Annotated in this window: 19 protein-coding genes; 17 read left to right on the forward strand and 2 right to left on the reverse strand. The window is 61.6% G+C overall.

What is annotated here, in order from left to right; translation table 11 throughout:
* Positions 1 to 9: 9 nt before the first annotated feature.
* Positions 10 to 2,655, reverse strand: a complete 2,646-nt coding sequence (aceE, locus tag P3S72_RS03100; protein ID WP_247407726.1) for a pyruvate dehydrogenase (acetyl-transferring), homodimeric type — start codon at positions 2,653 to 2,655, stop codon at positions 10 to 12.
* Between the two features lie 383 nt (positions 2,656 to 3,038).
* On the opposite strand from aceE, the gene glnE reads away from it, so the two are divergent.
* From glnE to P3S72_RS03180, 16 genes are all read left to right on the forward strand, one after another.
* Positions 3,039 to 5,978, forward strand: coding sequence for a bifunctional [glutamate--ammonia ligase]-adenylyl-L-tyrosine phosphorylase/[glutamate--ammonia-ligase] adenylyltransferase (glnE, locus tag P3S72_RS03105; protein ID WP_276196003.1), 2,940 nt, complete (start codon positions 3,039 to 3,041; stop codon positions 5,976 to 5,978).
* A 204-nt stretch (positions 5,979 to 6,182) separates the two neighbouring features.
* Complete coding sequence (waaF, locus tag P3S72_RS03110; RefSeq protein WP_276196004.1) at positions 6,183 to 7,217, forward strand: lipopolysaccharide heptosyltransferase II; 1,035 nt, start codon at positions 6,183 to 6,185, stop codon at positions 7,215 to 7,217.
* 1 nt (position 7,218) lies between these two features.
* On the forward strand, positions 7,219 to 8,280 hold the full coding sequence (gene waaC, locus P3S72_RS03115) for a lipopolysaccharide heptosyltransferase I (RefSeq protein WP_276196005.1): 1,062 nt from the start codon (positions 7,219 to 7,221) through the stop codon (positions 8,278 to 8,280).
* A complete protein-coding gene (locus tag P3S72_RS03120) occupies positions 8,280 to 9,404 on the forward strand; it encodes a glycosyltransferase family 4 protein (protein ID WP_276196006.1) in 1,125 nt (374 codons plus the stop codon). Before waaC ends, P3S72_RS03120 begins: the two co-directional genes overlap by 1 nt.
* On the forward strand, positions 9,401 to 10,207 hold the full coding sequence (rfaP, locus tag P3S72_RS03125) for a lipopolysaccharide core heptose(I) kinase RfaP (RefSeq protein ID WP_276196007.1): 807 nt from the start codon (positions 9,401 to 9,403) through the stop codon (positions 10,205 to 10,207). Before P3S72_RS03120 ends, rfaP begins: the two co-directional genes overlap by 4 nt.
* The gene (locus P3S72_RS03130) at positions 10,207 to 10,941 is read left to right on the forward strand and encodes a lipopolysaccharide kinase InaA family protein (RefSeq protein ID WP_276196008.1); all 735 of its coding nucleotides are present in this window, start codon (positions 10,207 to 10,209) and stop codon (positions 10,939 to 10,941) included. Before rfaP ends, P3S72_RS03130 begins: the two co-directional genes overlap by 1 nt.
* Positions 10,938 to 11,690, forward strand: a complete 753-nt coding sequence (locus tag P3S72_RS03135; protein WP_276196010.1) for a lipopolysaccharide kinase InaA family protein — start codon at positions 10,938 to 10,940, stop codon at positions 11,688 to 11,690. The genes P3S72_RS03130 and P3S72_RS03135 overlap by 4 nt, the downstream gene beginning before the upstream one ends.
* Positions 11,690 to 13,141, forward strand: a complete 1,452-nt coding sequence (locus P3S72_RS03140; protein WP_276196012.1) for a lipopolysaccharide kinase InaA family protein — start codon at positions 11,690 to 11,692, stop codon at positions 13,139 to 13,141. The genes P3S72_RS03135 and P3S72_RS03140 overlap by 1 nt, the downstream gene beginning before the upstream one ends.
* 95 nt (positions 13,142 to 13,236) lie before the next feature.
* The gene (locus P3S72_RS03145; protein ID WP_276196013.1) at positions 13,237 to 13,593 is read left to right on the forward strand and encodes a YceK/YidQ family lipoprotein; all 357 of its coding nucleotides are present in this window, start codon (positions 13,237 to 13,239) and stop codon (positions 13,591 to 13,593) included.
* A gap of 142 nt (positions 13,594 to 13,735) precedes the next feature.
* Positions 13,736 to 15,493, forward strand: a complete 1,758-nt coding sequence (locus P3S72_RS03150; RefSeq protein WP_276196014.1) for a carbamoyltransferase — start codon at positions 13,736 to 13,738, stop codon at positions 15,491 to 15,493.
* Positions 15,477 to 16,607: a glycosyltransferase gene (locus P3S72_RS03155; protein WP_276196015.1), complete on the forward strand. Its 1,131-nt coding sequence runs from the start codon at positions 15,477 to 15,479 to the stop codon at positions 16,605 to 16,607. The genes P3S72_RS03150 and P3S72_RS03155 overlap by 17 nt, the downstream gene beginning before the upstream one ends.
* Entirely contained in the window at positions 16,607 to 17,503 is an 897-nt protein-coding gene (locus P3S72_RS03160) for an antimicrobial resistance protein Mig-14 (RefSeq protein ID WP_276196016.1), read from the forward strand. Before P3S72_RS03155 ends, P3S72_RS03160 begins: the two co-directional genes overlap by 1 nt.
* Positions 17,500 to 18,897 carry a PIG-L family deacetylase gene (locus P3S72_RS03165; protein ID WP_276196018.1) on the forward strand — a complete coding sequence of 466 codons (1,398 nt, stop codon included), beginning with the start codon at positions 17,500 to 17,502 and terminating at the stop codon, positions 18,895 to 18,897. The genes P3S72_RS03160 and P3S72_RS03165 overlap by 4 nt, the downstream gene beginning before the upstream one ends.
* An 11-nt stretch (positions 18,898 to 18,908) precedes the next feature.
* Positions 18,909 to 19,877 carry a glycosyltransferase gene (locus tag P3S72_RS03170; protein WP_276196019.1) on the forward strand — a complete coding sequence of 323 codons (969 nt, stop codon included), beginning with the start codon at positions 18,909 to 18,911 and terminating at the stop codon, positions 19,875 to 19,877.
* A 52-nt stretch (positions 19,878 to 19,929) separates the two neighbouring features.
* Positions 19,930 to 20,691: a glycosyltransferase family 2 protein gene (locus P3S72_RS03175; RefSeq protein ID WP_276196020.1), complete on the forward strand. Its 762-nt coding sequence runs from the start codon at positions 19,930 to 19,932 to the stop codon at positions 20,689 to 20,691.
* Positions 20,692 to 20,737: 46 nt separating this feature from the next.
* The gene (locus P3S72_RS03180; protein ID WP_276196021.1) at positions 20,738 to 21,823 is read left to right on the forward strand and encodes a glycosyltransferase; all 1,086 of its coding nucleotides are present in this window, start codon (positions 20,738 to 20,740) and stop codon (positions 21,821 to 21,823) included.
* Here P3S72_RS03180 and P3S72_RS03185 read toward each other — a convergent pair.
* A complete protein-coding gene (locus P3S72_RS03185) occupies positions 21,812 to 22,378 on the reverse strand; it encodes a toluene tolerance protein (protein WP_276196023.1) in 567 nt (188 codons plus the stop codon). The two genes, P3S72_RS03180 and P3S72_RS03185, sit on opposite strands and share 12 nt — an antisense overlap.
* A gap of 148 nt (positions 22,379 to 22,526) precedes the next feature.
* Here P3S72_RS03185 and P3S72_RS03190 point away from each other — a divergent pair, with 148 nt between their 5' ends.
* On the forward strand, positions 22,527 to 23,705 hold the full coding sequence (locus tag P3S72_RS03190; protein ID WP_276196025.1) for an O-antigen ligase family protein: 1,179 nt from the start codon (positions 22,527 to 22,529) through the stop codon (positions 23,703 to 23,705).
* The last annotated feature ends 4 nt before the right edge of the window (positions 23,706 to 23,709 follow it).

Raw genomic sequence — 23,709 nt, forward strand, 5'->3', positions numbered from 1 at the left:
AAAGTCTCCTCAGCAGTCCAGTGGGTTGCGTTTTTCCGGGTTGATCCCGAACTTGACGATGGCGTCAGCCACCACCTTGGGTTCGATCTCACCACGGTCAGCCAAGGCTTCCAGGGCTGCCAACACCACGAAGTGACGGTCGACTTCGAAGAAGTGACGCAGCTTCTTGCGGCTGTCACTGCGGCCGAAACCGTCGGTGCCCAGGACTTTGAATTCCTTGGACGGGACCCACTGGCGAATTTGTTCAGCAAACAGCTTCATGTAGTCGGTGGACGCGATAACCGGACCCTTACGGCCAGTCAGGCATTCTTCGACGTAGCTCAGCTCAGGCTTCTGGCCTGGGTGCAGGCGGTTGTTGCGTTCTACGGCCAGGCCGTTGCGACGCAGTTCGTTGAAGCTGGTCACGCTCCACACGTCGGCGCCGACGTTGAAGTCGTCACGCAGGATCTTCGCCGCTTCACGCACTTCGCGCAGGATGGTGCCGGAGCCCATCAGTTGCACGTGGTGCGCTGCTTCCTTGGTGTCTTCTTCGAGCAGGTACATGCCCTTGATGATGCCTTCCTCGACACCGGCCGGCATGGCAGGTTGCTGGTAGGACTCGTTCATCACGGTGATGTAGTAGAAAACGTCCTGCTGCTCCTGGGTCATCTTCTTCATGCCGTCCTGGATGATCACCGCCAGCTCATAGCCGTAGGTTGGATCAAAGGTGCGGCAGTTCGGAATGGTGGCCGCCAGGATGTGGCTGTGACCGTCTTCGTGTTGCAGGCCTTCGCCGTTCAGCGTGGTCCGGCCGGCGGTGCCGCCGATCAGGAAGCCACGGGTACGGCTGTCGCCTGCTGCCCAGGCCAGGTCGCCGATACGCTGGAAGCCGAACATCGAGTAGAAGATGTAGAACGGCAGCATCGGCTGGTTGTGGCTGGAGTACGAGGTCCCGGCAGCGATGAAGGAGCTCATGGCGCCCGCTTCGTTGATGCCTTCTTCGAGGATCTGGCCCTTCTTGTCTTCTTTGTAGAACATCACCTGGTCTTTATCGACTGGCTCGTAGAGCTGGCCGACGGAGGAGTAGATGCCCAACTGACGGAACATGCCTTCCATACCGAAGGTACGGGCTTCGTCCGGGATGATCGGCACGATGCGCGGACCGACTTCCTTGTCCTTGACCAGTTGCGCGAGGATTCGCACGAAGGCCATGGTGGTGGAGATCTCACGGTCGCCCGAGCCGTCGAGGATAGCCTTGAGGGTATCCAGCGCAGGTGTCGGGATGTTGAAGCTCTTGGCACGGCGCTGTGGCACGAAACCGCCCAGTGCGGCACGACGCTCGCTCAGGTAACGGGCTTCGGCGCTGTTCGGCTCCGGCTTGAAGAACGGCAGGTTTTCCAGCTCTTCGTCCTTGACCGGGATGTCGAAACGGTCGCGGAACAACTTCAGGCTGTCGACATCGACTTTCTTGGTGTTGTGCGCGGTGTTCTTCGCTTCGCCGGCACCGGTGCCATAACCCTTGATGGTCTTGGCCAGGATGACAGTCGGTTGTTCTTTGTGGTTGACCGCTTCGTGGTACGCCGCGTAGACCTTGTACGGGTCGTGGCCGCCACGGTTGAGTTTCCAGATCTCGTCGTCGGACAGGTCGGCAACCATCGCCTTGAGTTCCGGCGTGTTGAAGAAGTGTTCACGCACGAACGCGCCGTCTTTGGCTTTGTAGTTCTGGTACTCGCCGTCGATGACTGCGTCCATGCGACGTTGCAGGATACCGTCGACGTCCTTGGCCAGCAGTGGGTCCCAGAAACGGCCCCAGATGACTTTGGTCACGTTCCACTGAGCACCGCGGAACACACCTTCGAGTTCCTGGATGATCTTGCCGTTGCCGCGAACCGGGCCGTCGAGGCGCTGCAGGTTGCAGTTGATGACGAAGATCAGGTTGTCCAGCTTCTCGCGGCCGGCCAGGGAGATGGCACCCAGGGATTCCGGCTCGTCGCACTCGCCGTCGCCCAGGAAGCACCAGACTTTCTGCTTGCCTTCGGGGATGAAGCCACGGGCTTCCAGGTACTTCATAAAGCGCGCCTGGTAGATCGCCTGGATTGGGCCCAGACCCATGGAAACCGTCGGGAACTGCCAGAACTCAGGCATCAGCCAAGGGTGCGGATAGGACGACAGGCCCTGACCGTCGACTTCCTGGCGGAAGTTGTTCATCTGTTCTTCGCTGATGCGACCTTCCATGAACGCACGGGCGTAGACGCCTGGCGAGGTGTGGCCCTGGAAGTAGATCAGGTCGCCACCGTGTTCGTCGGTCGGGGCCTGGAAGAAGTAGTTGAAGCCGATGTCATACAGGGTTGCGCTGGACGCGAAGCTGGAGATGTGACCGCCCAGGTCAGAATCTTTCAAGTTCGTGCGCATTACCATCGCCATGGCGTTCCAACGTACCAGCGAGCGAATGCGGCGTTCCATGAACAGGTCGCCAGGCATGCGTGCTTCGTGGGTAACAGGGATGGTGTTGCGATATGGCGTGGTGATGGCGTAGGGCAGTTGCGAGCCACTGCGGGTCGCGAGTTCGCCCATACGGGTCATCAGGTAGTGAGCACGGTCTTCGCCTTCTTTGTCGAGAACCGATTCCAGGGCGTCCAGCCATTCCTGGGTTTCGACGGGATCGAGGTCTTGCATGGCTTGCTCCAGGGCGGAAAGGCTACCAGAATCGGTTGCCTGAAGTTTGCGACTGGCCTTGTGGGCAGACGACATAGATTCTTGGATGGCCGGAGGTTGTTCCGGCGTCCTGTAGTTTTACTACAAATCGTCGGCCATTTCAGCCTTTCGAATGTATATACGAGTAGTAAAACTACACAAAACTGAGCGGGGTACTCGGTCAGTTAGGTGAGCATAATCGTTATCGTTGATCTTTTGCGAACAAGAAAAGGTAGAAGTTTAATGTTGCCTGCCAAAATTTATGAATTTTCAGCTATTTATAACTTTTGTTCGACAGTCCTTTGCCGAGCGTGGTTCCTGCGTTCACAGCAACAAGCCCATAACGCGCCGATCAAGGATAGACCATGAGCCTTCCAACGCTGGCCGAACTGCCGGCCATTCTTTTGCCGTTCGCCGATCGGGCAGTGCAGTCATTTCGTGATGCAGTGGCTGCGCTGGACGACGATCATGGCCTTTGCGCGTGGACGTCGCAACGCTGGGCCGACTTCGCCCGCGTGTGCGCCGCCAGTGATTTCGTCATTGAACAGAGTGTTCGTGACCCTTTGATGTTGCTCGAATTGGTCGCCTGGGGCGAGCTGGACCGTGGCTTTGCGCCGGGCGAGCTGTGCGGGCAAATCGCCGGTGCTGTGCAACAGGCCCAAACAGAAGATGAGCTGGGCCGCGTCCTACGCCGCCAGCGCACCCGCCAGCAAGTGCGCATCATCTGGCGCGACCTGACCCGCCAGGCGGACCTGGTGCAAACCTGTCGCGAGCTCTCCGACATGGCCGACGCCAGCATCGACCAGGCCTACCAATGGCTGTACCAACGCCATTGCGCACAATTCGGCACGCCGACCGGGGGCCGCAGCGGTGAGCCGCAGCACATGGTGATCCTCGGCATGGGCAAGCTCGGTGCGGTGGAACTGAACCTGTCATCCGATATCGACTTGATCTTCGCCTATCCCGAGGGCGGCGAGACGGTGGGCGTGAAGCGCGCCCTGGATAACCAGGAATTTTTCATTCGCCTGGGTCAAAAATTGATCAAGGCCCTCGACCCGATGACCGTCGACGGTTTTGTCTTCCGGGTCGACATGCGCCTGCGGCCCTACGGCTCAGCCGGCGCGCTGGTGCTCAGCTTCAATGCGCTGGAACAGTATTACCAGGACCAGGGCCGCGACTGGGAGCGTTACGCCATGATCAAGGCGCGCGTCGTGGCCGGCGATCAGGTGGCCGGTGCGCAGTTGCTCGATATGCTGCGACCGTTCGTCTACCGCCGCTATTTGGACTTCTCCGCCATCGAAGCGCTGCGCACCATGAAGCAGTTGATCCAGCAGGAAGTGCGGCGCAAGGGCATGGCCGAAAACATCAAGCTCGGCTCGGGCGGCATCCGCGAAGTGGAATTTATCGCCCAGGCGTTCCAGCTGATCCATGGCGGGCGCGACCTCAGCCTGCAACAACGGCCATTGCTCAAGGTGCTGGGCACCCTGGAAGGGCAGGGCTACCTGCCGCCGGCGGTGATCGCCGAGTTGCGCGATGGCTACGAATTCCTGCGTTACACCGAGCATGCGATCCAGGCGATTGCCGATCGCCAGACCCAGATGCTGCCGGACAGCCCCGAAGACCAGGCGCGCATTGCCTTTATGCTCGGCTTTGCCGATTGGGCCGCGTTCCATGAGCGCCTGATGTACTGGCGTGGGCGGGTGGACTGGCATTTCCGCCAGGTGATCGCTGATCCGGATGAAGAAGACGGCGAAGAACGCGAATTGGTCGTCGGCGGGGAATGGTTGCCGTTATGGGAAGAGTCCCAGGACGAAGACGCGGCCTGCCGCCAATTGGCCGAAGGCGGTTTCACCGACGCGCCCAAAGCGCTCAAAGCCCTGGCCGGCCTGCGCGGGAGCCCGCAACTGCGCGCCATGCAACGCCTCGGTCGCGAGCGCCTGGATGCGTTTATCCCGCGTCTGCTGGCCCAGGCCGTCGAGCACGTCAGCCCGGACCTGGTGCTGGAGCGCGTATTGCCGCTGGTGGAAGCCGTCGCCCGCCGGTCCGCCTATCTGGTGTTGCTCACGGAAAACCCCGACGCCCTACGCCGCCTGCTGACCCTGTGCGCCGCTAGCCCGTGGATCGCCGAACAGATCACCCGCTTCCCGCTGTTGCTCGACGAATTGCTCAACGAGGGCCGCTTGTTCAAACCGCCGTTGGCGCCGGAACTCGCCGCCGAATTGCGCGAACGCCTCACGCGCATCCCCGAAGATGACCTTGAGCAGCAGATGGAAGCCCTGCGGCACTTCAAGCTAGCCCACCGCCTGCGGGTGGCCGCCTCGGAAATCGCCGGCAGCCTGCCGCTGATGAAAGTCAGCGACTACCTGACCTGGCTCGCCGAAGCCATCCTCGAACAAGTGCTGGCCCTGGCCTGGCGCCAGACCGTCGCTCGCCACGGCGCGCCGCAACGGCTGGACGGCACCTTGTGCGATCCTGGGTTCATCATTGTCGGTTATGGGAAAGTCGGCGGCATCGAATTGGGGCATGGTTCGGACCTGGACCTGGTGTTTATCCACGACGGCGACCCGCAGGCCGAAACCGATGGCGCCAAGCCGATTGACGGCGCGCAGTTCTTTACGCGCCTGGGCCAGCGGATCATTCACTTGCTGACCACGCAGACCAACTCGGGGCAATTGTATGAAGTGGATATGCGCCTGCGACCTTCGGGCGCATCCGGTTTGTTGGTGAGCTCCCTCGGTGCCTTCGCGCGCTATCAGGAAAACGAAGCCTGGACCTGGGAACATCAGGCGCTGATCCGCGCGCGGGTGCTGGTGGGCAGCCAGGATGTGGGCCGCGCCTTCGAGCAGGTGCGGGCCAAGGTGTTGGGTCGTGAGCGCGACCTGACGAAGCTGCGCCAGGAGGTCAGCGAGATGCGCGCCAAGATGCGCGACAACCTGGGGACCCGGGCCACGGCGGCCGGTACCGGCGCCAATGCCTTCGAACCCACAGTGGCGTTCGACCTCAAGCTGGACGCCGGAGGTATCGTCGATATTGAATTTATGGTGCAATACGCGGCTTTGGCGTGGTCTGCGCAACATCCATCGTTGCTGCGCTACACCGACAATATCCGCATTCTAGAGGGCCTGGAGCAGGTCGGGCTGATGCCCGCCGCCGATGCCCATTTGCTGCGCGAGGTGTATAAAGCTTACCGTTCCGCGGCTCACCGCCAGGCCTTGCAGAAAGAGGCCGGTACGGTGGCCGGGGATCAGTTCGCCGACGAACGGCGCCAGGTGATGCGAATCTGGCAGGCACTGGGGTTAAGCTGACACTCGATTTAATGAGCGACGCCAATCTAATGTGGAAACCGGCTTTATGTGGAAGCGGGCTTGCTCGCGGTGCAGGCGCTACGGTCTGTCTATCAGGCCGCGGTGATGCTATCGCGAGCAAGCCCGCTCCCACACAATGCACGCCCTACAGTAATCATCGAGGCGGGGAGGCGTAAGCCTCCCCGCATCGTTTGTGGAAACTACATGAATATTCTGATCGTTGGGCCCAGTTGGGTCGGTGACATGGTGATGGCGCAGACACTGTTCCAGTGCCTGAAACAACGTCATCCCGACTGCCAAATCGACGTGCTCGCCCCTGAGTGGAGCCGGCCGATCCTTGAGCGCATGCCGCAAGTGCGCAAGGCCTTGAGCTTCCCGCTCGGCCATGGCGCCCTCGAACTGGCGACCCGCCGTCGCATCGGCAAATCCCTGGCCGGCCAGTACGACCAGGCGATCTTGTTGCCCAACTCGATGAAATCGGCGCTGGTGCCGTTTTTCGCCGGCATTGCCCAGCGCACCGGCTGGCGCGGCGAGTTTCGCTACGGCTTGCTCAACGACGTGCGCAAGCTCGACAAGGCGCGCTACCCGCTGATGATCGAACGCTTCATGGCACTGGCTTACGCGCCGGGTGCCGAGTTGCCGACGCCGTACCCGCGCCCGAGCCTGCAGATCGACCCGATCACCCGCGATGCGGCCCTGGTCAAGTTCGGCCTGGCCCTCGACCGTCCGGTGCTCGCGCTGTGCCCCGGCGCCGAGTTTGGCGAGTCCAAGCGCTGGCCGTCGGAGCATTACGCCAAAGTCGCGGAGATGAAGATCCGCGAAGGCTGGCAGGTGTGGCTGTTCGGCTCGAAAAATGATCATGCGGTGGGCGAAGACATTCGCCAGCGTCTGATCCCCGGCCTGCGCGAAGAGGCGGTGAACCTCAGTGGCGACACCTCGCTGGCCGAAGCTATCGACTTGCTGTCCTGCGCGGATGCGGTGGTGTCCAACGACTCCGGGCTGATGCACGTCGCGGCGGCGTTGAACCGCCCGCTGGTCGCGGTGTACGGCTCGACTTCCCCAGGCTTTACGCCGCCGTTGGCCGACAAGGTCGAAGTGGTGCGCCTGGGCCTGGATTGCAGCCCGTGTTTTGAACGCACCTGCCGTTTCGGCCACTACAACTGCTTGCGCCAGTTGCTGCCGCAACCGGTCAGCGATGCCTTGCAGCGGTTGCAGGGCACTGTGGTCGAGGTTCACTGAGTTGCGGGTACTGGTAATCAAGACCTCATCCCTGGGCGACGTGATCCATGCGTTGCCGGCACTGACCGATGCGGCGCGGGCGATCCCGGGCATCCGGTTCGACTGGGTGGTGGAAGAAGGCTTTGCCGAGATCCCCACCTGGCACCCGGCGGTGGACAAGGTGATTCCGGTGGCGATACGCCGCTGGCGCAAAAACCTCTGGCAAACCTTCAAAAGTGGCGAATGGCGGCGCTTCAAACAACGTATCCAGTCGACCAAATACGACCTGGTGATCGACGCCCAAGGCCTGTTGAAAAGTGCCTGGCTGACTCGCTACGTGCGTGCCCCGGTGGCCGGTTTCGACAAGCATTCGGCCCGTGAACCGATCGCGGCGCACTTTTATTCACGGCGCCTGGCTGTAGCCCGTGGGCAGCATGCGGTGGAGCGCTTGCGCCAACTGTTCGCCGTCGCCCTCGGTTATGACTTGCCCAAGGCCTTGGGCGACTACGGCCTGAGTGTCGACAAGCTGCTCGGCCTGCCGCCGAAAAAACCCTTTGTGTTGTTGTTGCACGGCACCACCTGGGACACCAAGCACTGGCCCGAAGCCTACTGGCGCGAGCTGGCAGAACGCATGGGCCGCCTGGGCGTGGACGTGAAGTTGCCGTGGGGCAATGCCGCCGAAAAGGCCCGCGCCGAACGCCTGGCCCACGGCTTGAATAACGCCGAGGTGCTGCCCAAATTGAACCTTGCCGGCGTCGCCCGTGTTCTGGCTGGCGCCCGCGCCTGTGTCGCGGTAGACACCGGCCTCGGTCACCTGGCCGCGGCCTTGGACGTGCCGACCATTTCCCTGTTTGGCCCCACCAACCCTGGCCTGACCGGCGCCTACGGCAAGAGCCAGATTCACCTGGCCAGCGACTTCCCGTGTGCGCCCTGCCTGCAAAAGCAATGTACTTATCAACCCACGGCCGACGATCTGCGTCGGTTCGACCTCAAGCGCGAATCGCCCCTGTGCTTCACGCGGCTAAACCCCGAGCGTGTGGCGAGCCGGCTGAGCACGTTGTTACTGGCCGAGGAGATGCACTGATGCAACTGGCGTTTATTCTGTACAAGTATTTCCCGTTCGGTGGCTTGCAACGCGACTTCATGCGTATCGCCCTGGAGTGCCAGCAGCGCGGTCATCAGATCCGTGTCTACACCCTGATCTGGGAGGGCGATGTGCCGCCCGGCTTCGAAGTGCTGGTGGCGCCGGTCAAGGCGCTGTTCAACCATCGACGCAACGAAAAACTCTACGCCTGGATTCAGGCCGACCTGGCCAAGCGCCCGGTGGACCGCGTGGTTGGCTTCAATAAAATGCCGGGGCTGGACGTGTACTACGCCGCCGACGGCTGCTTCGAAGACAAGGCGCAAAACCTGCGTCACTCGATGTACCGCTGCTTTGGCCGCTATCGCCACTTTGCCGAGTACGAGCGCGCGGTGTTCGCCAAGGACGCCAAGACCGAAATCCTGATGATCTCCGAAGTGCAGCAGCCGCTGTTCATCAAGCATTACGACACCCCGTTGGAGCGCTTCCACCTGCTGCTGCCGGGCATTGCCCAGGACCGCCGCGCACCACCGAACGCTGCCGAAATCCGCGAAGGTTTTCGCCAGGAATTCCACCTGGCCGACGATGACCTGCTGCTGGTACAGATCGGCTCGGGCTTCAAGACCAAGGGCGTGGACCGCAGCCTCAAGGCCCTGGCCGCGTTACCGGCCGAGCTGAAAAAACGCACGCGCCTGCTTGTCATCGGCCAGGACGACCCCAAAGTATTCCAACTGCAAAGCGCTACTCTGGGGCTGGGCAATAACGTGCAGTTCCTCAAGGGCCGCAGCGATATCCCGCGTTTCCTGTTGGGCGCCGACCTGTTGATTCACCCGGCGTACAACGAAAACACCGGCACCGTTCTGCTCGAAGCTCTGGTGGCCGGTTTGCCGGTGCTGGTATCGAAAGTGTGTGGGTATGCCCATTACATCGCCGAAGCCGACAGCGGCCTGGTGCTGGATGAGCCGTTCGAACAAGCGCAGCTCAATGAGTACCTGTCCCGTATGCTCACCGACACTGCACAGCGCACGGCCTGGAGCCGCAATGGGTTGGCCTTTGCCGAGACGGCCGACCTCTACAGCATGCCGCAGTGCGCTGCGGATGTGATTCTGGCGGAGCCAAAACGATGAAGTTGATTCTTGCCGAACCGTTCAAGACCTTATGGGACGGGCTCGATGCCTTTGCCGAAGTCGAGAAACTGCAAGGCCAGGTATTTCGCGAACTGGCGGCGCGTCGCACATTGCGCACCGAGGTTGAGGGTCGCCCGTATTTCGTGAAGATCCACCGGGGCATCGGCTGGGGCGAAATCTTCAAGAACCTGATCACCGCCAAGTTGCCGGTGCTGGGTGCCGGCCTCGAGTGGGCGGCTATCCATCGCCTGCAGGACCTCGGCGTGCCGACTATGACTGGCGTGGCTTTCGGCGAAAAGGGCAACAATCCGGCCGATCAGCACTCGTTCATCATCACCGAAGAATTGGCGCCGACCATCAGCCTGGAAGACCTGGCCGTCAACTGGGTCGCCGAACCGCCGTCCCCTGCGCTGCGTCATGCCCTGACCGCGGAACTCGCGCGCATGGTCGGTGACATGCACCGGGGCGGCGTCAATCACCGCGACTGCTACCTCTGCCACTTCCTGCTGGACACTTCACAGCCGATCGATGCGCGCAACCTCAAGCTCTCGGTCATCGACCTGCACCGCGCCCAACTGCGGGCCCATCTGCCGCTGCGCTGGCGCGATAAGGACTTGTCCGCGTTGTATTATTCGGCACTGGATATCGGCCTGACCCGACGCGACAAACTGCGCTTCCTCAAGGGCTACTTCCGCCAGCCGCTACGCCAGATCCTGGCCGAGCAATCGGCGTCGCTGGACCTGATGCAACGCAAGGCCGACAAGCTCTACGCGCGCAAACAACGTTACGGAGATGCGCTCTGATGGCGGGTTGGAACCTGGAACCCGCATACGCTGGCCTGGCGAATGATTTTGGAAGCCTTGAAGCGGTGTTCGCCCTGCAAGGCGAGCGGCTGACCCGCGACCCGCTGTCGGAAGTGATCCGGGTGGAGCGTGGTGGGGTCAATTATTACGTGAAGCGCTATGTCGGTGCCGGCAAGGGCCTGCGCCGCTACCTGGGCAAGCCGCGGGTGAAGTCCGAATGGCAGAACCTCAAGCGTTTCGCCAAGTGGGGCATTCCCACTGCCGACGTGGTCGCTTGGGGTCTGGAGCGTAATGGCCTGGCGTACGCCCGGGGTGCGCTGATCACACGTGAGTTGCCCAGGACCGAGGACTTGTCGGTGCTGGCCGAGCGCAACGATGTGCGCCTCAAAGACCCTGCGTGGGTCGATGCGGTCAGCCGCCAGCTCGCCGAATACACGCGTACCCTGCACGATCATCACTTTACCCATAACGACTTGAAATGGCGCAACCTGCTGATTGATGATCAGCGCACCCTGTACCTGATCGATTGCCCCAACGGCGACTTCTGGCGCGGGTTCTGGCTCAAATACCGCATCACCAAAGACCTGGCCTGCCTGGACAAGGTGGCCAAGTATCACCTGTCGGCCACCCAGCGCCTGCGCTTCTACCTGCAATACCGCGAACGCGCGCACCTGAGTACGTCGGACAAGCAGCGAATTCGCCATGTGGTGAAGTTTTTCGAGGGACGTGAATGAGTGATTTCCTGGCGGCCGAAGACCGCGCCCTGCTGGAGCGCAACGGCCTCGCCCACTTCGATGCCCTGTGGGCCAAGCAACTGGACGCGGTGGACGAGCCGAACACCAGCCATGGCGGCTGGAGCAGCGTGTTTCGTCTGGAGCTCGACGGCTGCGGTTATTACCTCAAGCGCCAGAGCAACTACCTCACGCGCAGCTTGCACCGACCGTTTGGCGAGCCGAGTTTTTCCCGCGAGTTTCGCAACATCAGTCGTTATCGCACGTTGGGCATCCCGGCCTTGCAGGCGGCGTTCTACGGTGAGCGCAAAGTCGCCGGCGAGCACCGCGCAATGCTGCTGACCCGCGCCCTGGACGGCTGGAATGACCTGGACTCGTTGCTCGAGCAGTGGTCGCAACTGAGCGACGCCCAGCATAGTGCGATCCTGCTGGCCTGCGGCCAATTGGCGCGCCGCCTGCACAGCGTGGGTCAGGTCCACGGTTGTTTTTACCCCAAGCATATTTTCCTGCGGGCCACCGGTGACGGTTACACCGCGCAGCTGATCGACCTGGAAAAAACCCGTCCGCTGCTGTTTGGGTGGCGTGACCGGGTCAAGGACCTGGAGCCGCTGTTGCGCCGTGCGCCGCAGTGGTCGGATGCGCAAATTCGTCACCTGCTCGCGGTATATCTGGAGCACCCTGAAGACAGCCCGCTGGTCGCCACCTGGCAGCAGCGCCTGACCGCTCGCCGCAGTCACAAGGAGAGCCGCTGATGCGTTTATCCGCGCTGAAAAATGCCGGCCGCACACCGAGCCTGCCGATGACGATCGAACTGGCGGACGCGGCGGGCCCCGGCCAACTGCAATTGCTCAGCCTGTTGCGCGTGCTGCCGGGCCAGCGCTATGTGGGCGCGGCCGTTTGGCGCGGTCGCGCGGTGTTGGCCAAGTTGTTGGTGGGCAGCAAGGCGGCGCGGCATTTTCAGCGTGAGCTCAAGGGCGTGCGCCTGTTGGCCGAACAAGGCCTGACCACGCCGCTGCTGCTGGCCGATGGTTTGCAGGAAGGCGAGGGCGGCTGGCTGCTGTTTGAGTTTATCGACGGCGCCGAAAGCCTGGCCGATGCCTGGCAGGCGGTCGAAGGCTTGCCGCCGTTGGCCGATGAGCAGACCGCCGTGCTCGCTGAAGCGCTGGGCGCGATTGCCCGCATGCACGCCAAGGGCCTGTGGCAGGAAGACCTGCACCTGGACAACCTGCTGCGCCAGAGCGGCAAGCTGTACCTGATCGATGGCGGCGGGATCTGTGTGGAACAGGCGGGCCAGCCGCTGTCGCGCAACCGGGTGCTGGAAAACCTCGGGGTGTTTTTCGCTCAGTTGCCGAAAAACCTCGCACCGTTTACCGAAGAATTGCTGGTGTATTACTTGCTGAGCAACGGCGAGCACGCGTTACCGCTGGAAGCCCTGGAGAAGCAGGTGCGCAAGGTCAGCAACTGGCGCCTGAAGGACTTCCTCGACAAGGTCGGCCGCGAATGCACGCTGTTCAGCGTGGTGCGCGGCGCGTTTGGCTTGCGTGCGATCCGTCGCGAGGAAGAACCCGCGATGCTCCCGGTGCTGGAGCAGGCCGATGCGTTGCTCGACCAGGGGCATTTGTACAAGACCGGCGGTGCGGCCAGCGTGGCCAAGGTCGAGGTGGCCGGCCGCCCGCTGGTGATCAAACGTTACAACATCAAGGGCTTTGCCCATTGGCTCAAGCGCTTCTGGCGCCCGAGCCGCGCCTGGCATTCCTGGCGCGAAGGCAATCGCCTGGCGTTCCTCGGCATTGCCACGCCCAAGCCGCTGGCCGTGCTGGAAAAACGTTTTTTCTGGCTGCGCAGCCGTGCTTACCTGGTCACTGAATACCTGCCAGGGCCGGACATCATCGAACGCTTTGCGCCGTATGTGGAGCAGGGCGACGCGCCTGAAAACGAACTGCTCGCGCTGGACCATCTGTTCGCCGAGCTGATACGCGAGCGCATCAGTCATGGCGATTTCAAGGGCCACAACCTGTTCTGGCACGACGGCCGCTGGGCGTTGATCGACCTGGATGCGATGCATCAGCACAGCTCCGTCGCCAGCTTCGCCGCGGCGTTTGCCAAGGACCGCGCACGCTTTATGCGTAATTGGCCGCAAGGCAGTGCACTGTATCAGGTCATCGATCAGCGCTTGCCGAGGGAGATCGGCGCTGCCGGTTGAAGAAGGCCTTCAATCCCATCGCGAGCTTGACCGCTTCGGATCTTTCTTGCACGGCGCGTCGGCGTGTCGGGTCTGCGGTATCAAAGGAGTGTTTCGTGAACCATGGAACCCAAGTGCTGCTGGCCGCAACCCTGCTGACGCTCTGCGGTTGCGGAACGATCAACACCGTCTTTCGCCCGGACGCCGTCGCCAGTCAGAACCTCAAGGAATCTCGCAGCTACTGCGAGAACATCCCGCGCATCTACAGCGGGGTGATCTACGGGTTTTGTACGCTCAATGCCGAGCCCGTCCCTGAAAAAAGCCTGAATGAGCGAGCCCTGTCGGACCACGAGAACAATGCCTTCCCGATCATCGCTATCGAGTTCATCGGCTCCAGTGTGCTGGATACGCTGGTCCTGCCCTATACGATCTACCGTCAGAACAAGGACGGCAGCATCGAGATCTTCCGCTGAGCCTCCTTGATGCTTGCCGCTAACAGCTTCCCCCTGCTTTTAAGCTATAATCCCGCCCTTTAGCTGTTTCCTGCCCAGACGGGAAGCACACTTTTTTCAGGCGCAGCGCGCCTGCATGCAGACTAAAAGAGGCTAGACCCCTGTGGCATTGACGATTCTTGGCCTGTCCGGCGCCCTTAGCCATGATCCTTCCGCAGCCCTGTATATCGACGGCAAGCTGATTGCGGCCGCCGAAGAAGAACGCTTCGTTCGCGACAAGCATGCAAAGCACCGCATGCCCTACGAATCAGCGAAGTTCTGCCTGGAACAGGCCGGTATCAAGCCTTCCGACGTTGATGTGGTCGCGATCCCGTTCGCACCGATCAGCCTGTTCGGTGAAGCGCGTTGGCACTATGCCAAGCGTTACTGGTACGCCCCGGACCGCGCCCTTGACGCGATCCTGATGGGCAACCGTCGCTACAAGCGCTACCGCAACAAGATCGTCTGGTGCCTGGAGCAACTGGGCTTCGATCCGAAGAAAATCAAGATCGAGCCGGTTGAACACCACTTGGCCCACGCCTCCAGTGCCTACCACTGCTCCGGTTTCAAGGAGAAAACCGCGATCCTGGGGATCGACGGCAAGGGTGAGTACGCCACCACGTTCTTTGGCTACGGCGAAAACGGCAAGATCCACAAGATCAAGGAATTCTACGATCCGGACTCCCTCGGCGGCCTGTACGGCGCGGTCACCGAGTTCCTCGGTTTCGAGATGCTCGACGGCGAGTTCAAGGTCATGGGCATGGCGCCTTATGGCGATGCCAGCAAGTACGATTTCTCGCGCCTGGCCTCCTTTGAAAACGGCGAGCTGGTGATCAACACCGACTATGCCAACGTCATCGGCCTGCGTCGCTACAAAGAGAAGGGCAAGGGTTTCTACTTCTCGCCGAAGCTGATCGAGTGGCTGGGTCCCAAGCGCGAAGGCGACATCGCCGATGAGCCTTACATCCACTACGCGGCGAGCATGCAGGCGCTGTTCGAGAAGCTGTCCCTGCAGATGATCGACTACTATCTGGGCGACGTCCTCAAGGAAACCGGCAAGCTGGCCTTCGCTGGCGGCTGTGCGCTGAACGTCAAGCTGAACCAGAAGATCATTGCCCGTGACGACGTGAAGGAGCTGTTCGTGCAGCCGGCGTCCGGCGATGCCGGCACCGCCGTGGGCGCAGCCGCTTACGTGTCCCACGCCCGTGGTGTGCCGGTGGAGAAGATGGAGCACGTCTATCTCGGCCCGTCCTACAGCAACGAAGACGTGATCGCCGCCTGCGCCAAGCACCCGAGCAAGCCGAACTGGCGCAAGATCGACAGCATGCCTAAACGCATCGCCAAGATCATGGTCGACGGCAACCCGGTGGCCTGGTTCCAGGGCCGCATGGAGTTTGGCCCGCGTGCTTTGGGCGGTCGTTCGATCATCGGTTGCCCGAGCGCCACCGGCGTGGCTGACCGCATCAACCATCAGATCAAGTTCCGCGAGCGCTGGAGGCCTTTCTGCCCCTCGATGCTCGACACCGTGGCCCCGCTGATGATCAAGGTCGATCACCCGGCGCCGTTCATGACCTTCACCTTTGAAGTGTCGGAAGAGTGGAAGGCCCGCGTACCGGAGGTGGTCCATGAAGATGGCACGTCCCGCGCCCAGGTGCTCAAGCGCGAATACAACCCGCGCTACTACGACATGATGAAAGAGCTGGAAGTGCTGACCGGTAACGGCGTGTCCCTGAACACCTCGCTCAACCGTCGTGGCGAAGCGATGATTTGCTCGCCGACCGACGCGCTGAACATGTTCTTCGGTTCCGATCTGCAGTACCTGATCATGGAAGACATCCTGGTGGTCAAGGACGGCGTGGACCCTTATGACGCGATCGGCTGACCGCCACATTCTGCAGTTCTGCCACGGCTATGACGGGCCGTTCCTGGACTGCGCCCGGCAGTACGCTAGTTTGTTTGCAGGCACCGGCTACAAGGTGACCACGGTGTTTCTCACCGGGGTCGCCGATCCCGAAGTGGCCGCTGGTTGCGCATCTGATGAAGTGTTGTTCATGGAATTCAGCTCCAAGGCCATTCGTGGCCTGAAGCTGGGCGCCATCGGCAAGCTGCGCAAGATCGCCGCGTCGCGCAACTTCAGTTTCTGCATTGCCCACCGTTTCAAGCCGATCTATATCGCGTTGCTCGGCACGCGGCTGCCAGTGATTGGCGTGCATCACGCCTTCGGTGACTACCAGCGCCGCAGTCGCAAGCTGTTTGCCGGGATTTTCCGCAAGCGCCTGAGCCTGCTGGGGGTGTCTGACGCGGTGCGTGACGACATGCGCCGCTGCCTGCTAGCGTGGCCGACGGCACGTATCCAGACCTTGTATAACCGTATCGACGTCGAGGCCATGCAGGCCAGCCAGGTGCCCGTGCACGAGGCGCGCGCTGCGCTGGGGTTGTCGCCGGGCGAATGGGTGGTCGGCAATGTCGGTCGCCTGCATCCGGACAAAGACCAGGCCACGCTGCTCAAGGGCTTTGCCCTGGCGCTGCCGCACTTGCCGGCCGAAAGCCGCCTGGCGATCCTCGGCAGCGGGCGCCTGGAGCAAGACCTCAAGCACCTGGCGCATGAGCTGAACATCGCCGACAAGGTGCTGTTCCTCGGCCAGGTGCCTGAGGCTCGCCGGTATTTCCGGGCCTTTGATGTGTTTGCCCTGAGCTCCGACCATGAGCCTTTCGGCATGGTGCTGCTGGAAGCCATGGCGGCCGGCGTGCCCTTGCTGGCCACGGCCTGCGGCGGGGCGAAGGAAGTGGTCGAAGGTGTCGGTATCCTGTTTCCCTTCGGCGATGCCGAACATCTTGCCCAGGGTCTGCAGCATCTGGCGGCGATGGATCACCACCAGCAACTGCAGTGCGCCGAGATGATGCTGGAGCGCCTGCGCACGCGCTTCTCGGATCAGGCGGTACGCGATACCTTCTGGCAATTGCCGCACGTTATTGAACTGACCGCGGGGGCTTGATGCTCAATCGATTTCAAGGCTGGCGCGAACGGGGCTGGTCCGTCGTTGACGCGCCTTTCTACAACGAGGCTTGGCAGCGTTTTGGCGGCAGTGTCGCCACCCATCCCCAGGTGATCGAGCGCTTGGCGGGGCTGGCCGACATCCCGGTGCGTTACCTGGCCTGGGAGCAAGAGGGCGCACTCAAGGCATGCATCGCCACCTGGGGGCGGGACCTGGCGTTGTCCAAGGATGTGCTCAAACGACGGGGCAAGAAGGGCCTGTTCGACCTGGGCAATGCGGAGTTGATCCTGCCCGCCGCACCTGACGCCCAGGCGCCCTTGCGGCACCGCGCCCGTTACCTGTCGACCCTGAACGAAGGCCGCTTCAGCGGCCTCAAGCCCCAGGCCGAGCAACTGGCCATGGCCCGTACCCCGGAAGAACTGTCGAAGAAATTCCGCTACAACCAGCGCCGCGAACTGCGCCTGCTGGAAGAGGCCGGTGGCGTGGTGCGGCCGGTGAGTGAGTTTTCCAGCCAGGAACTGGCGGCGATCTACTGCGATTTGTTCCTGCGGCGCTGGGGTTTTGTCGCTACGGGTGCCGAGCACATGGCCGAGGTGATTGAGCTGCTGCGCGAGTGGCTGATCGGCTCGGTGATTTTCCTTAATGATGCGCCGATTGCGGTCCAACTGGTGTATCGGGTCGAGTCGCCTGAGTGGATCAGCGTGGAATACGTCAACGGCGGCGTCGATCCCGAAACCCGTGCGTTCAGCCCGGGCAGCGTGCTGAGTTTCCTCAACACCCAGAGCGCCTGGGAGCAGGCGCGTGACGTCGGTAAGCCGCTGCGGTTTTCCTTCGGGCGCGCCGACCGGGAGTACAAGGACCGTTGGTGCAACCCTGTGCCGGTGCTGACCGTATGAGTCGCAAACAGCAACTGCTCAAGCGCCACCGGCGCAACAAGCGCATCGGCGTATTGATCGGCTTGGTGCTGCTGGTGTTGATCGGTATCTGTGTTGCCTGGTGGCTGCCGTTTGTACTCGGCGTGCTGGCCTGGGCAGCCCATGAAGCCTGGTTTGCTGATCACCTGTTCTATGAGCCACGCGAAGATTATCAATACCGTTTTTCGGCGGACGCGCAGCGCACTGATGTTCGCTTCGAGGGCAGACGACTGCGGGTTGATTCGCCCCTGGAAGCCGATGCAACGTTGGTGTTGGCCGTCAAGGTCAAGAGCGGCTGGCTGGGGCGCTTCCTGGACCCGGCCATTGACGTCCTCGGTGCAGACAGCAGCGACCGGCAGACATTCGAGCGCGGCGTGAATGGCGTCCGTTACCTCAACCTCAGCGGCCTGGCCCCGGCCCTGATGGCAGGCGAACTGCGCCTGCACGGGCGTTTTTGCAGCCTGCAGGGCGCACCACGGCTGTGGGCCTGGGCCACTCCAGATTATTCGGAGCAACGGGTGATGGTCATCGCGCCCCATGCCGACGATGCCGAATTGGCGGCTTTCGGTCTTTACAGTCAGGCCGAGAAGCCCTGGATCGTGACCCTCACTGCGGGCGAAATCGAAGCCGAGCACTATCAGAAGATGGGCCTGGACTCGGTCGAAGCTGCGCGGATCAAAGGACGTCTGCGCGCCTGGGACAGCATCGCCGTGCCGCGTTGGGCTGGCGTGCCGCAGGAGCATTGCGTGCAATTGGGTTATTTCTGCCTGCAATTGTCGGCGATGCGCGCCGCGCCGGATCAGCCCATCGCTTCGCGCGAGGCGGATCTGTCGGATATCCGCTTGTTTCGCCAATTCAACTCTTTCCCGTTGCCGGCGGACCATGACGGCCTGCCGACCTGGAACAACCTGCTGGCGGACCTGCGCCAATTGCTGCTGACCGCACGTCCCGAGGTGATCGTGTTGCCCCACCCGGTGCTCGACCCGCACCCGGACCATGTCTGCGCGCAGCAAGCGGTGATCGAGGCCCTGCAAGGGCTGGCGTGGCAACCCACGACTGTGTTGGGTTATGCCAACCACCTGCACGACAACGACCGCTGGCCCATGGGTGACGCGGGCGCCGGGATTGCCTTGCCGCCGCTGTTCGACGACACGCTGGCGCTGCGGCCCTGCAGCCTGCCGCTTTCGCTGGCCCAACAGCGCGACAAGGCCATGGCGCTGGGCATGATGCATGACCTGCAGCCCGCGCCGCCGCTCAAGCGCCGTGTCCGACGCTGGCTGCAGCGTGTATTGGCGGGTCGTGCGCCGTCGCCCTATGGTGAGAACGAGTTTTTCCGCAAGGCCGTACGACGGCATGAGTTGTTCTGGCATTTGTGAAAGGGAAAGTCATGAAAGTTTTGTTTCTGGTGCAGAAAGAACAGCGCGCCATTCTGGATCGTCTCTACGAAGGCGTGGCCGCGCACTGCGAGTGCGATACGCGCTGGTTGAGCAGCGACGAGCAGCGCAACCTGCGGGCCTACTTCCGCCGTGAAGTCGACGTGATCCGCTATGACCGCATTGTCTTCTTCCTGCGTTTCAAACAGGAAATCCGCCAGGCCGGGTTCATTCGTTCGATCCCTAATCTGGTGATCCTCGAGCACGATGCTTACCAGAACTACATTCCCTGCAAGTACACTGGCAAGTTCAGCGCGCACTACCGCCGTTTGCCATGGGCACGGGTTATCAGCTCCGGCTATATGGTCACCGAGCGCCTGCGCGCGGAAGGCTTTGACGCGGTATTTGTGCCCAAGGGCTACGACCAGGCGCTGTTGCAGGCACCGCCAGTCGAAGAACGGCGCGAGCGCGACATCGAGCTGGCGTTTGTCGGCAGCACCAACAGCGTGGCTTACAGTGGTCGCAAAGCGTTGCTTGATCAGTTGGCACAGGTTGAACCTTTGGTGGTGACACGTACCAAGTCCGGCGAGGAATACTGCGCGACCCTCAACCGTATCCGTTTTTTCGTCAGTGCCGATGTGGGCATGGGCGAGTACATGATCAAGAACTTCGAGGCCATGGCCTGCGGCTGCGTGTTGCTGGCGTTCGATCAAGGTGCCGCCGAAAACCAGGCCCTTGGCTTCAAGGACATGGTCAATGTGGTGTTCTACAAAGACATCCCGCAGTTGCAGGAAAAGCTGTCGGTGTTGCGCTCCGACCCGCAGTTGGCGGCAGACATCGCACGTAACGGGCAAGACCTGGCTGTCAGCCAGTTCAGCTTTGCCCGTATCGGCCAGCGCATTGTCGATGCACTCCAGCCACCCCTGCGGCCCCGGGCGCCCTTGAGTTTGCTGGAGCGGTTACGTTTGACGCTGGGCGTTTGATGGCGGCCAACCCGGCCTAAAATATTGGCTACATGACTTCATAGAGGCAGGCATGCAATTCTCCGATCAAAGCGACATAACGCTCGTGGTGACCAGTTGCGGTCGCTTCGATTTGTTGAAACGTACGCTTGAGACCTTCGATCTGTTCAATACGGCCGATATACGCGAAGTCTTCATTACCGAAGACTCCGGCGATGAAGCCGTGCGCCTGGCGATTCCTGAGCACTGGCGCAGTCATTGCTCATTCTTGATCAACCGCCCGAAGCTTGGGCAACTAGCATCCATTGATTTGGCTTACGAGTCGGTCAATACCCCCTATATATTCCACTGCGAAGATGACTGGGCGTTTTATCGACCCGGTTTTGTCGAGGATTCCAAGGTGGTGCTGGAGCTACGTCCCGACATTCTTCAAGTCTGGTTGCGCAACTACGTGTACGACTTGCAGGTGCACAGTCCCTACATCCATCTGGGGCCGCGCGAAGTGATCGGCGGTGTGCCTTGTTATCCCTTGTTGTCCGACAAGCCAGAGTGGCAGGGCTTCTCGCTGAACCCGGGCCTGCGGCGGATCAAGGAGTACCGGTTGTGCGCACCCTATGCAGGGTTCGAGGGTGAAAAGGGGCTTTCCAGGCGGTACGCGCAGTTGAATCTGGGCGCTGTGACCCTGGAAGGCGATGCGGTCCTGCATACCGGCTTCGGCCTGCATGTGGCGACAGCAGAAGAACGCTTGAACAAGGCTCGGCGCAAGCGTCGAGAGCGGATCAAGCTGGTAGCCATGCTGATACTGGGTGTCGGTATCGGCTGGTTGATCCGTTAGTTACGTATGACAAGCCACCATAACGCTGCATAAGGTCATTTTTTTGATGAGTATCCTCAACATCATGTGGGCCGGTGGTTCTGCTTACGCCTCGGTGCAGAAGGTTCATCAACAGATACTGTCCCACGTCGTCGGCCTTGCGCCGGGCGACACCTGGCTGCTTCAGGGCAGTGCAGCGGCGGGCGAGCAGGCGCTGGAGTGGAAACTCTCCTCGGCCCAGCTCAAGGGCAAGCACCTGTGGAAGCTGCTGATGCCGAGGTTGCGGGCGCGTTTTCAAAAGGCGCTGCCCGACGGCTTGGAGGTCGTACTGCTCGACGGCGTGGGCGTCGCCCGGGTGATGTTGCCGATGCTCAAGCGCTTGCCGCAGGTGCGGGCCGTGGTTTTATTTCATGGTGCCACGCGCTTGCGTCGGGCCGACCTGAAGCTGTTCGGGCAGTTCCCAGCGGCGCAATTGACGCTGGCGGCGGTGTCGCAAACGCTGGCTGACTCGCTTGAGTGTTACCTGCAACGGCCAGTGGCGGTGCTGCGCAGCGCTTTCGACCCTGTCGCTTTTTGTGCTGCCGCGCTTTCTCGGGAGGAGGCCCGGATGCGCCTGGGGCTGCCGTTGGACGCTGCGCCGGTGCTGGGTGCGGTCGGTCGGCTGGTCGATGACAAGGGATTTGGTTGTTTGCTGGAGGCGTTCGCCGGTGTGTCGCCAGATTGGCCTGATGCGCGCCTGGTGATCGTCGGCGAGGGGCAGGCGAGGTCTGCCCTTGAGGCGCGTATCGAGCAGCTCGGCTTGCAGGGCAAGGTGTCACTGTCTGGTCATCTGTCGGACGCGGCGACGCTTTACCGGGCCTTTGACTGGGTGGCCGTTCCGTCGACGCAAGAAGGTTTGGGGTTGATCCTGCAGGAAGCGGTGATGGCCGGTGTGCCGGTGCTGACCAGTGACTTGGCGGTGTTCCGCGAACAGCTGGCGGATGCGGGCTGGTACGCCCCATCGGGCGATGTGCAGGCCTGGGGCCATCTGATGGCCCATGCATTTGCCACGTCCGCGCGGGAGGTGCTCGCGGCTCAGTCGCGGGCGCTGGCGCCGGAGCAAGCCTGGAAAGACTTCAGTGAAACCTCCCAGCGCCTGTTTTCATGCCGCTAGCAGTGCTTGCTCCAGTGCGGGCATTGGAAAGCGATCGTTCAGCTTCTCGCGTGCAATATAACGCGCGAAGTGCTGCAAGTTGCGTCGTGCGAGTTCCGGGCTAAGGGGGGCGCGCAGAAAGCGCATGTCGGCCACGTCGATCAGCCCCATTTCGTTGTCTGGCGTCACGACAATATTGCCCAGGTGCAATGAGCGGAAGTAGATGCCCGCAGCATGCAATCGACGGATGAGTGCCACCAGCGGGTCGAGGTTCGATTGCCAGTCAAAGCCTTCCTTGTTGGAAATCTGACGCAGGGTTTCCCCCGGCAACGGTCGATACAGCACAGCGGTCATGCCGGGCGCTGCCAGTTGAAAGAATGCAAGAACGGTCAAGGTCGGAATGCCGCGTTGCTGCAGTTGCGCCACGTTGTCGATGAACCGTTTGGAATACGGGCGAAACAGCGCGGACGAAAACAGACGTTTGCGACGAAACAGTTTAAGGATATTCCCGTCGGCCAGCAGGTAGACTTTCGGGCCGTAGCTGTCCTTCTCTAGGACTCTGGCGCCTTCAATCATCGCGGTTAAATCGACTTGGGCAAGCCTTGAACATTGCATTGTTGGAAAGCCTTGTGGGAGTCGCGGGGCACAGTGGTCGGTAATAATGCCGAAAATTTCAGGTTTTAACCATGCCGGGTGGCGGGTTGAACGTATTCAGGAGCGGGTGATGCAGGCAAGTCGTTGGGCGCAGGGATGGATGTTTTTTGGGTTGCTTTGGTTTTTGCTAGCGATTGCCTTCGCGCCGACCAACAAGATTTATCAACAAGGGTTGACCCTGTTTCTCTGGTTGCCGGCCATGGTCTTTGCCTGGTCGGCGCGTGAGCGTCTCAAGGAGGTCTGGCGCGAACAGCGCTGGATGTGCCTGATGGTCGCAGCGCTCGCCGTCTGGGGTGCAGTCAGCCTGACGTGGACCAATGCCGAAGATCCTTCGCGCGAAGCCAAGCGTATGCTGTATATCGGCGTGTTCCTGCTGTTTTTTCCGGTATTCGCCTGTGGCCGTACCGAGCAGGTCATTCGCGTGATGCAGTGGGGTGGTTTCGGGCTCGCCTTGTCGTCGCTGCTGGCAATCATCAAGTTTTATGGTCTTGAGCATAATGATTGGAACGCCCGTCTCAGCGGGTTGGGGCAATTGGATCATCCGATTCTTGGCGCCTACGTGATTGGCCTGGCGGCAGTCTGGCTATTGCACTGGTTGCCGCGTGGTCGCTGGATGCAAGTGGCGTGGGTCTTGTCCATCGCGCTGCTCGGTCTGTTCGTGGTGCTCAGCCAAAGCCGCGGGGCCGCACTGGCACTGCTGCTGACGGTCGTGGCCATGCCCGCCTGGTGCCGTGACCGTCGTTCCGCAGTGATTGCCGTCGTCGCGGTCGTGGCCGCGCTGGCGGTGTTCTTTGCCATGCAATCGTTGATGCTGGCCCGTGGTGTCTCCTACCGGCCACAGATATTTATGGCCGCCTTGCAGATGATCGCCGAGCATCCGTGGGCCGGCCTGGGCTTGGGCGGTGATTACAAAGTCTTTGCCGATAATCTCTACTTCGACCACGCCCACAACCTGTTCACCCACGTGGCCATCGAATTGGGCCTGCCGGGGCTGCTGCTGTGGTGCGGGCTGTGGTTCGGTGTGTTGTGGCAAGCCTGGAAGGCCCGCGACACTCTCTATGGCAAGGGCATCATAGGCATGTGGGTGTTCTCGTTCCTGGCCATGCAGTTCGATGCTGCAAGCCTCACGGGTACGCCACGGGCCGAGTGGTTCATCTCGTGGTTGCCGATTGCGCTGGCCAGTGTCTTGGTCTGGGCTCGGGCCAAACCCGACGCTTGTGATAAAGTTCGTGTCTTATCCAATCAGTGAGCTC

Origin of the sequence: Pseudomonas sp. D3 (assembly GCF_029320995.1) — a bacterium.
GTDB lineage: Bacteria > Pseudomonadota > Gammaproteobacteria > Pseudomonadales > Pseudomonadaceae > Aquipseudomonas > Aquipseudomonas paraveronii.